The following is a 9,390-nucleotide window of genomic DNA, read 5'->3' as shown; positions in this document are numbered from 1 at the left end:
GCGTCAGACGCCTGTCACGCAGCTCTTGTACAGAAATTTGTCATTATGTCACGGCGCCCCTCTGAGCTGGGAAAACAGGTGAGTGACAGGAGTGACAGCGTCGAACGCCTGTCACTCCCCTCACCTGCAGCAGCCTCGACGTCCTACGCGATTCGGATGGCGCGTTCCCATCCTGTACTCACGGGGACTGCGTCACCATGGGGACCGACGGCGAACGTGCTGGTCGGAGCGGCTGTAACAGGTGAGGCGAGCCGCCCCTCCGGAGGCGGGAGCGCAGGTTCGAATCCTGCCGGGGGTACGTATGTGATGTCGCGGGGCACCGTTCACAGGTGTCCCGCGACATCGTTCACGACTGGGCCCGTGGTTGGTAGTCCCGGGCGGGGTCGAGGGTGAGGTCACGCAGCAGGTTCCCGTCGCTGTCCAGGACCCGGATGTGCAGGTCGTGGACGAGGACCAGGACGTCGGTGCCGGCGTGGCGGCGGCCGATCCCGATGTGGTGCAACCGGCTGTTGTGCCGCAGGGTGATCACTCCGCTGGGGTCGATCCGGTCGTGCCGGACGCGGTAGTGGCGGGGTCGAGCCGGTGCCCGGTCGGGACGGCGTTCGGGCGGGCGAGGTAGGCCTGGATCGGGGTGCGACGGTCCAGGGCGCGATGCGGCCGGATGGTGTTGCAGTACTCCCGGAACTCATCGAGCTGGGCCTGGAGCTCGGCGACGGTGGCGGCGCGGGGTCGGCGGGCGAGCCACTGCTTCAAGGTCTGGTGGAACCGTTCGACCTTCCCGCAGGTCTGCGGGTGGTAGGGCCGGGAGTGGCGGAACCCGATCCCGCGCTCGTGCAGGGTGACCTCGAGCGCGACGCGACCGCCGCGACGGGACCGGCCGGTGAACACCGCCCCGTTGTCGGACAGCATCCCGAACGGGTCATCGTAGCGAGCTGCCGCTTCACCGAAGCTGTGATCGACGTCGGCGGACTTGAACACCATGCGGGCGTCGCTGCGCAGGCATAGCCGGGAGTGGTCGTCGAGCAGGTTGAGGATCTCCATATCGGTGTCGTCGGCCAGCGGCCAGGAACCGCGCCACCAGCGTGATCACCCATCGCCGGGACACCCCGTAGGTGCGGGCGACCTCGCTCTTGGAGCGGCCCTCGACCAGCACCGCCGTGACCACCAGCCTCGCCATACCCATCGCCCACCCCTGACCCTCGGGTGTGAACGATGACCCGCGACAGCTGTGAACGATGTATCGAACTCAGACACTGCCGGGCACCTGGGCGGCCCCAGGCCCGCCGGGCTCCCGCTGTCTGATGCGGGGCTGGCTCTGCGCGGTGCTCGGGGCTCGCCGCGCCCGCCAGATCCGCTCGGGGTCGCGGTCGTGGTGGCCCGCCGGTCACTCCCGGAATCTGCATGGTTACGTTTCCGGACGGGACTACCGTGCCGTGTCTGCAGCGTCGTGAGCGGAGCCTTGCGGACGACTCTCGCCTCCCCACTGCTACCCTTCGCGCTGCTCCCCACTCGGATCATGAAAGGCTCCCTCACGATGCCGTCAAAAACATATGCCAGAACTGTTCGCACGGCTGCAACTGTTGCGGCCGCCACCGGCCTGGCAGTCCTCCTCGCCGGCTGCGGAGGCGGTGAGCAGTCGTACAGCTCACTCGCTGACCTCCGGGCAGACCTCGAGGCGGGAGGAGTCACCTGCGCCCCCTTCGCCGAAGCGGATGCATCCGAACTCATTCCTGGCGCTTCCGCTGGAGCCAGCTGCCTCGTCAACGAGGCCGCCGCCGCCATCTTCATCTTCGAGGACGGCGACACCAAGGAAATCTTCATGAACGGAGCCGCGGAGGAGATCAAGGCTGATCCCGAAGCCGGGCAGTTCCTTACCGGGCCCAACTGGATTTTTAACGCCGACTCCGCCGAACTCATCCAATCTGCACAGGAGGCACTCGGCGGAGAAATCATCGAGTAAACAGGCCCGCGAAGTCCGGTTGCCCAACTCCCCCGATCACAGTGAGCCTTTTTCAACCTGACGTCCTCCCAGGTCAGGGTGGGGTTCGCCGGCATGCTCGGCTGTCGCGCCGGTGGAAGGCGGAACCGGCCGGAGGGTCCGTCGGCACTGAACACATGCCGCACAGGACCCCGGCCGGCCCTCGGAGTCGACGATGCAGGCGGTGTCAGCTCCCTACGCGCCTGCAGGCTCTCCTTCGAGGCGCTGGCCTACAGCGTCAGGTTGGAAGAAGCTCACTGAGCCTTTGCCAACCTGACGATGCTGCAGGTCAAGGCCCTACCGACGGTCGAGCGAGCGATCCGCCTACAGCGCTCCGACCTACCACGGTGTGCGATGAGTGAGGCGGGCGGGGCCCATGATCCGGTCGCCCGGCCGCTGGCCTGGCGAGGTTGGCGAAGGCTCACTCGCCCGGTCGCGAGCAGCTCCAGGACGCGGGCGCGTGGCGCTCATGGCGCCCGGAACGCTCCCGCGGCCCGGCTGCCCCGCCCCGTCGCAGGCCCCTTCGCGGCCCGGTGCAGGCCCCGTGCGCGAGGATCAGCGCGTGGCTGAGCGCGCGGGGACGGAGGAGGGACGGCTGGCCGGCGGGCTGCCGTACCTGAGGCTCGGCAGCGGCCCGGACCTGGTGCTGCTCGACGGGTTCAACCCCTGCAACGGCAACCCGACCGGTCTCGCGCGGCGGTCCATCCTGCTGCTGTTGCGCGCCCTCGCCGAGAGCTCGACGGTGTGGCTGGTCAACCGGCGTCCAGGAGTCCCCGAGGGCGTGTCGATGGCCGACCTGGCCGCGGAGCACGCCACCGCGCTGGCCGACCGCTTCGGGGCACCGGTGGACGTGCTCGGCGTGTCCACCGGCGGGTCGGTCGGGCTCCAGCTCGCCGCCGCCCACCCGACCGTCGTGCGACGTCTCGTGATCACCGGCGCCGCGCACCGGGTCGGGGACCTGGGCCGCCGGATCATGGTGCGTGTCGCGGAACTGCACGAGCGCGGCGAGAGCCGCGCCGCCCACCGGGAGCATGTGCGGATGAGCGCGGCGTCGCCGTGGCGGCAGCTGCTGCTCGGCGACCTGCAGTGGCTGGTCGAGCCCCTGGTGTTCGGCCGCGGCATCGACCGCTCGGACCTGGTGCGGACGCTGCGCGCCGAGGCGGTGTTCGACCTCGGCCCGCGGCTGGGCGCGATCACCGCTCCCACGCTCGTGGTGACCGGCGACCAGGACCTCGTCTGCCCGCCGGACCTGGTCACCGAGACCGTCGAGGGGGTCCGCGACGGCAGGCTGCTGGTGTACAAGGGCCGGGGTCACGGCGAGGCGCTGATCGACCGGCGCTTCGCCCAGGACGTCCGGGTGTTCCTCACCGCCGCCTGATGCCCAACCGCAGGCCGGAAGGATCAGCGAAGGCGCTTCCTCGCAGGTATGCCGGTCGTCTCACTCGCGCCGGCGGCCGAACGTGCGCGGCGGCAGGGGCGGCAACCCCGGCAGACCCGGAGGAACCGCCGGTGCCGTGCCCGGGAGGATGGCGAACAGCGGCAGGGACCCCGCTCGGGCCCAGTCGTCGTCGTCGAAGAAGGGGAGGAGCAGGTCGGTGTAGTCACCGCGCCGCGCGTCGCGAAAGTCCGAGACGACGGCGTCCGGGGGGAGCGTCGCGCAGAAATCCTGGAGCACCGGATCCGACGTGCGGATATCGCCTGCTCGGCCCAACGACAGGTCACACGCGCCCGCCACCCCTGGCGGGCAGTCCAGCAGCTCGTAGAGCTCCGTGTCGTAGACCTCGGCAGCGTCGTCGGACCGGGTCAACGGCGTGAGCGAGAGGTGCAGGTTCAACCGCGTGGCCAGCCATTCACCGAGGCTCGGTGATTCGTAGGCCAGCAGGTCGGGGTCGTGGACGAAGCGGTAGACCGCGCCCCACACCCCCTCCGGGGAGATGTCGATGGCGCTGAAGCTGCCGCCATCGTCCACTTGGATCACCCAGGGATCGTCCATGGCGACCGGCAGCGAGAGCCCGCCGGTCGAGGTCGGGTCCCACATGACCGTCTCGGACCCCAGCTCGTAGCCGCCCGCGTACGACGCCAGCTCCCGCAGGTACGGCGGCGCGCCAGGTTGGAAACGGATACTGCTGTGATCGACGTTCACTGGGAGCAGGCAGAGCTCGAACGCCTCGCTCCGCTGTTCGGCGACCCCGGCGAAGTCCTGTACCGCCGACTGCAGGACCGCCACCGGGGAGAGCGGATCGTGCTCAGCCACGACGGGCCCCGATGAAACCGGGGGAGGACGGGACGGTGTCGCCATCGGGCACGTCGCACAGGCTACGGCCGCCCCCAACAGAACTGGGGTCAGGGTCGGGGTAGCCGGAAAGAGTTGACCTTCCGGCTACCCGACCGACCATGCGGCACTTGACGATTCCCTTACGGCGATCGCCCGGGCTCGGAAGCAGCGCACCGATCGCGGGTCACGCCGTACTGCCGGATCAGCGACTCCGGGACCGGTACCTGCCCGGCGTAGCTCCGACCCGTTTCTTGAACTCGCGGGTCATGTGGCTCTGATCGGCGAAGCCGCACGCGCAGGCGATGTCCTGGAGCGGTGTGTTCGAGTGTTCGAGCATCGTCCGAGCCTTCGCGACCCGTTCCTGGATGACGAACTCGTGGGGCGGCGTACCCGTGGTGGCCCGGAACCTCCGAGCGAAGTGGAAACGGCTCAGGCCCACCTCGTCCGCGAGGTCGGCGAGGGAGATGCTCTCCCCGAGATGCTGGTGGATGTAGTCGCGCACGGCGCGGTCCTGCCGGAACGTCAGGCCGTCGGTCCCGCCGCGCTCGCGGAAGAGCACGTGGGCGTGGCGGCGCAGGATGTGCACCGCGAGCTGGCACGACAGCGAGTCCACCATCAGCCCGCTGCCTGCGGCCCCCTGGGTGGCCTCGTGGGTGATCTGCAGGGCGGTCCGGTGGACGGCCGGGTCGTCGGCCTTGACGGTGTCGTGGAGTTCGACCTCCTGGACATCGCGTTCGTACATCTTCCGGCCGGTCGCCGCGAGCTCGTCCTGGGTGAGGTGGACGTGGACGACCTCGACGTCCTCCGGCCAGACCCAGTGCGATTCGGCAGCGCGGGTCGGCAGCGAGACGTCACCGGGCCCGAGTGTCTCGTGGATCCATTCGCCGCCGATGCGGCAGCGCATCGACGTCCGGCCCCGCCGGTAGGCCACGACCACGCAGTCCCGCAGCGGGGGCACCTCGACGTCGGACCCCGCGTGGCGATGCCCGCGCACCGACACCCCGTCCCACACCGCCGCCGGGCTGTTCGCGGTGAGCTGTCCCGGCACCCGACGCGTGAGCTGGTCGGGGACGATGAGCTCCTCCGCCATGTGAACCTCCGCGTCAGCGCCGACGCCACTCGTCCCATTCCCCACAGTAGGGGCTGTGGCCCGGGTCACAGAGGATTCCGTCGAGATCCTTCTGCGGCTGCGACCCACCCTCCGCGGAGCAAGTTCCTTCTACGCCGTCCGCCGGGAGTTCAAGCCTCGGAGGGGGCGGGCGGGCAGGGTGCGCATCACAGCACCATCGCACCTGCAGGGAGACGCGTCTGATGACAGTCAGCGATGACACCCGCGCCAGCACCGTCGATGCGGTCGTGATCGGGGCCGGGTTCTCCGGCCTGTACATGCTGCACAAGCTCCGCGACGAGATGGGCCTGACGGCGCGGGTCTTCGAGGCCGGAGGCGGGTTGGGCGGTACGTGGTACTGGAACCGCTACCCCGGCGCCCGCTCGGATTCCGACAGCTACATCTACGGCTTCACCTTCGACGAGCAGCTGTGGCGGGAGTGGGAGTGGAGCGAGCGCTACCCCGAGCAGCACGAGATCCGGGCCTACCTCGAGCACGTGGCGGAGCGGTTCGACCTCACCAGGGACATCACCTTCGACACCCGGGTCACCGGCGCCACCTTCGACGAGGCGGGCAACAGCTGGACGGTCACCACCGACCGGGGTGAGGCTGTCCGCGCCCGGTACGTGATCACAGCCGTCGGGGCGCTGTCCTCGTCGAACCTGCCGGAGTTCCCCGGCCGCGACTCGTTCCGGGGCGAGACGCACCACACCGGGGTCTGGCCGCACGAGGGCGTGGACTTCACCGGCAAGCGCGTCGGCGTCATCGGCACCGGCGCGAGCGCCGTGCAGGCCATCCCGCTGATCGCGAAGGAGGCCTCCGACCTGACGGTCTTCCAGCGCACCGCCAACTACATCATCCCGGCCAACAACGGACCGGTGCCGGACGAGGTCAGGAAGGCGCGCCTGGGTGATTACGCGGGCATCCGGGAGCGCATCCAGCGGTCGTACTTCGGCTTCGAGCTCGACCTGCTCGAGAAGGGCGCGCTGGAGTCCACCGACGAGGAGATCTACAACGAGCTGATGCCACGCTGGGAAGAGGGCGGTTTCGGCATCTGGCTCGGCAGCTACGTCGACATGTTCTTCAACGACGAAGCCAACGCCAAGGTCCGCAACTTCCTGCACGACCGCATCCGGGAGAAGGTCGAGGACCCGGCCACCGCCGAACTGCTGATCCCCAAGGGCTATCCGTTCGGTGTCAAACGCAACCCGCTCGACTCCGGCTACTACGAGGCCTTCAACGAGCCGCACGTGCATCTGGTGGACGTGAAGTCCAACCCGATCGCCGAAATCACTCCGACCGGGCTGCGACTGCAGGACGGCACGTCCTTCGAGTTCGACTCGATCGTCTACGCCACCGGTTTCGACGCGATGACCGGCCCGATAAACAAGATCGACATCCGGGGTCGCGGTGGCCGGTTGCTGAGGGAGAAGTGGGAGGCCGGCCCGCGCACCTACCTCGGCCTGACCAGCGCCGGGTTCCCCAACCTGTTCACCATCACCGGGCCGCAGAGCCCGTCGGTGCTGTCGAACATGCCGGTCTCCATCGAGCAGCACGTCGACCTCGTCGCGAGGATCATCGGCGAGGTGCGCGACCGCGGCGCTTCCACCGTCGAACCCACGACGCAGGCCGAGGACGCCTGGGTGGTGCACAACGCCGAACTGGTCAAACCGACGCTGTTCGAGGCCGCCGACAGCTGGTACATGGGCGCCAACATCCCGGGCAAGCCGCGGGTGTTCATGCCCAACCTCAGCTTCGTCGGACCCTACCGGGCGAAGTGCGACGAGATCGTCACCAACGGCTACGAAGGCTTCGCATTCGACGCCGGCAAGCAGGGAGCCCTGACATGATCGACAACCCGTTCTACTCCCACGAGTTCCACGGCGACTACGACCTCATCTCCATCGGCCGGCTCGACCTCGAGGAAGGGGGCTCGATTCCGGACTGTCGACTCGCCGTGGCGACCTTCGGCACGCTGAGCGACGCCAAGGACAACGCCATCCTGGTGACCACCTGGTACTCGGGCACCCATCAGATCTTCCGTGACGTGTACATCGGCCCCGACCACGCGCTCGACCCCGAGCGGTACTTCATCGTGGTGATCGACCAGATCGGCTCGGGGCTCTCGACCTCGCCGCACAACGCCCCTGACGAGATCTCGATGTCGCACTTCCCGAGGGTCCGGATCGGTGACGACGTCGTGGCGCAGGAGCGGCTGCTGCGCGAGCACTTCGGCATCGAGAAGTTGCAGCTGGTCGTCGGCGGGTCGATGGGAGCCCAGCAGACCTACGAATGGGCGGTTCGCTTCCCCGACAAGGTCCTGCGTGCGGCCCCCATCGCCGGAACGGCGCAGAACACCCCGCACGACTACCTCTTCACGAAGGCCCTCGTCGAAGCCATCACCTCCGACCCGGGCTTCGCCGACGGCGAGTACAAGTCGAACGCCGACGTGGTGGCCGGCCTCACCCGCCACGCCGGGATCTGGGCGGTCATGGGTTTCTCGACGGAGTTCTGGAAGCAGGAGGTCTGGCGAGCCTTGGAGTTCGAGTCCAAGGAAGCCTTCATGGCCGGGTTCCTGGAGCCCTACTTCACCGTCATGGACCCCGACGACCTGCTCTGCATGGCCTGGAAGTGGCAGCACGGTGATGTCGCCCGCCACACGAACGGCGACCTCGCCGCAGCACTCGGGCTGATCACAGCCACGACCTTCGTCCTGCCGATCAACGAGGACATGTTCTTCCCGGTCCGCGACCACGAGGCCGAGCAACGACACATCACGGGCAGCGAGCTGCGCGTGATCGACGACGTCCTCGGTCACCTGGGTCTCTTCGGCGTGGCACCCACCTACATGCCCCAGATCGACCGCCACCTCGCAGAGCTGCTCGCCACGGAGGTGTGAGCGCTCCCCCGCTGACGATGAGTTCGGGTGAGCGCCTCGACATCTTTCGCAACAGGCTCGACAGTGCTGCCGGGGGAGGAGTAGGGGCCATGCGGCTTGGGACCCTTCGGAGCCACACGTCGTGCGCGGACCTGCACGAGCTTCACGTCGACGAGACCATCCAGGTGCACGGCATCGCGTCTGACGTGCGCGACCGGGCGTACAGCCAGGCAGGGGATAGGGCGCGCTGAGCAGCGGAATCCTTGCGGTACGGGATCCGAGATGCCCTGCACCGCCCTTGCCCGGCCGGCGCGACAAGCGGGGCAACTAGTACTCCAGCCGCAGTTCGTGATCATGTGCTGCTAGGTTCTCGGTCTTGTGCAGGTGGATGAGGATGTGGCGGCGTGGTCGGACGGGCTGGACGAGTTGTTCGGGCGGGTCGCGGGTCGGTTCTTCCGGGCCGAGCCACGGCGCCGAGCGCGGGCGTATGTGTCGGGGCTGCTCGCGCCGTTGGCGGGGAAGAACGGGTGGACGCTGGCCGAGGTGGCCGGGGACCGGTCACCGGATGGGATGCAGCGGCTGCTGAACGCGGCGAGCTGGGACGCTGATGGTGTCCGTGATGATCTGCGCTCCTATGCGGTCGAGCACCTGGGCGCCCCGGGCGGGGTGTTGATCGTGGACGAGACCGGGTTCCTGAAGAAGGGCACGAAGTCCGCCGGGGTGCAGCGTCAGTACTGCGGCACCGCGGGGCGGATCGAGAACTGCCAGCTCGGGGTGTTCCTCGCCTACGCCACCACCAAGGGCCGCACATTGATCGACCGGGAGCTCTACCTGCCCAAGTCCTGGATCGCCGACCCTGCTCGACGTGGTGAGGCGGCGGTGCCCGAACAGGCGGAGTTCGCCACCAAGGCGGTGTTGGCCCAGCGGATGCTGGCCCGGGCCCTCGATGCCGGTGTGCCCGCGGGGTGGGTGGCTGCCGATGAGGCCTACGGGCAGGACTACAAGTTCCGCACCTGGTGCGAGCACCGCAAGATCGGCTACGTCGTCGCGGTGCCGCGCAGCCAGTCGGTCCCGCTACCGCGCGACGCCGGATTCTCCTTCAGCTCCCGCCGCGTCGATGACCTGGTCGCCCAGGCACCCGAGCAGGCGTG

At 68.7% G+C, this 9,390-nt stretch carries 10 protein-coding genes; 6 read left to right on the top strand and 4 right to left on the bottom strand.

The window, feature by feature from the left end:
* Positions 1-346: 346 nt before the first annotated feature.
* Together QZX79_RS09520 and QZX79_RS09515 are read right to left on the bottom strand one after the other, a co-directional pair.
* Positions 347-529, bottom strand: a complete 183-nt coding sequence (locus QZX79_RS09520) for a hypothetical protein (RefSeq protein ID WP_294567904.1) — start codon at positions 527-529, stop codon at positions 347-349.
* On the bottom strand, positions 526-1,041 hold the full coding sequence (locus tag QZX79_RS09515; protein WP_294567901.1) for an integrase core domain-containing protein: 516 nt from the start codon (positions 1,039-1,041) through the stop codon (positions 526-528). Before QZX79_RS09515 ends, QZX79_RS09520 begins: the two co-directional genes overlap by 4 nt.
* Before the next feature lie 493 nt (positions 1,042-1,534).
* Here QZX79_RS09515 and QZX79_RS09510 point away from each other — a divergent pair, with 493 nt between their 5' ends.
* The gene (locus QZX79_RS09510; RefSeq protein WP_294567899.1) at positions 1,535-1,960 is read left to right on the top strand and encodes a hypothetical protein; all 426 of its coding nucleotides are present in this window, start codon (positions 1,535-1,537) and stop codon (positions 1,958-1,960) included.
* Positions 1,961-2,540: 580 nt separating this feature from the next.
* On the top strand, positions 2,541-3,356 hold the full coding sequence (locus QZX79_RS09505) for an alpha/beta fold hydrolase (protein WP_294567896.1): 816 nt from the start codon (positions 2,541-2,543) through the stop codon (positions 3,354-3,356).
* A gap of 60 nt (positions 3,357-3,416) precedes the next feature.
* On the opposite strand, the gene QZX79_RS09500 is transcribed toward QZX79_RS09505, so the two are convergent.
* Together QZX79_RS09500 and QZX79_RS09495 are read right to left on the bottom strand one after the other, a co-directional pair.
* Positions 3,417-4,232, bottom strand: coding sequence for an SMI1/KNR4 family protein (locus tag QZX79_RS09500; RefSeq protein WP_294567893.1), 816 nt, complete (start codon positions 4,230-4,232; stop codon positions 3,417-3,419).
* Positions 4,233-4,455: 223 nt separating this feature from the next.
* The gene (locus QZX79_RS09495) at positions 4,456-5,343 is read right to left on the bottom strand and encodes an AraC family transcriptional regulator (protein WP_294567892.1); all 888 of its coding nucleotides are present in this window, start codon (positions 5,341-5,343) and stop codon (positions 4,456-4,458) included.
* A gap of 221 nt (positions 5,344-5,564) precedes the next feature.
* Between QZX79_RS09495 and QZX79_RS09490 the strand changes: the two genes are divergently transcribed.
* The 4 genes from QZX79_RS09490 to QZX79_RS09475 all read left to right on the top strand — a co-directional run.
* Positions 5,565-7,211, top strand: a complete 1,647-nt coding sequence (locus tag QZX79_RS09490; RefSeq protein ID WP_294567890.1) for an NAD(P)/FAD-dependent oxidoreductase — start codon at positions 5,565-5,567, stop codon at positions 7,209-7,211.
* Positions 7,208-8,260, top strand: coding sequence for an alpha/beta fold hydrolase (locus QZX79_RS09485; protein WP_294567888.1), 1,053 nt, complete (start codon positions 7,208-7,210; stop codon positions 8,258-8,260). Before QZX79_RS09490 ends, QZX79_RS09485 begins: the two co-directional genes overlap by 4 nt.
* Positions 8,257-8,490: a hypothetical protein gene (locus QZX79_RS09480; protein ID WP_294567886.1), complete on the top strand. Its 234-nt coding sequence runs from the start codon at positions 8,257-8,259 to the stop codon at positions 8,488-8,490. The genes QZX79_RS09485 and QZX79_RS09480 overlap by 4 nt, the downstream gene beginning before the upstream one ends.
* Before the next feature lie 133 nt (positions 8,491-8,623).
* A partial coding sequence (locus tag QZX79_RS09475; protein ID WP_294567906.1) for an IS701 family transposase occupies positions 8,624-9,390 on the top strand: 767 nt, incomplete at its 3' end.

It is taken from the genome of uncultured Arthrobacter sp., assembly GCF_902805515.1.
GTDB lineage: Bacteria > Actinomycetota > Actinomycetes > Actinomycetales > Micrococcaceae > Arthrobacter_D.
The sequence above is the reverse complement of the archived record's forward strand: the minus strand, read 5'-3'. Positions and strand labels throughout refer to the sequence as shown.

Coding starts and splice junctions, on each gene's coding strand:
- QZX79_RS09510 (WP_294567899.1), top strand. CDS start 1,535: ATGCCGTCAAAAACATATGCCAGAACTGTTCGCACGGCTGCAACTGTT.
- QZX79_RS09515 (WP_294567901.1), bottom strand. CDS start 1,041: ATGGAGATCCTCAACCTGCTCGACGACCACTCCCGGCTATGCCTGCGC.
- QZX79_RS09485 (WP_294567888.1), top strand. CDS start 7,208: ATGATCGACAACCCGTTCTACTCCCACGAGTTCCACGGCGACTACGAC.
- QZX79_RS09495 (WP_294567892.1), bottom strand. CDS start 5,343: ATGGCGGAGGAGCTCATCGTCCCCGACCAGCTCACGCGTCGGGTGCCG.
- QZX79_RS09490 (WP_294567890.1), top strand. CDS start 5,565: ATGACAGTCAGCGATGACACCCGCGCCAGCACCGTCGATGCGGTCGTG.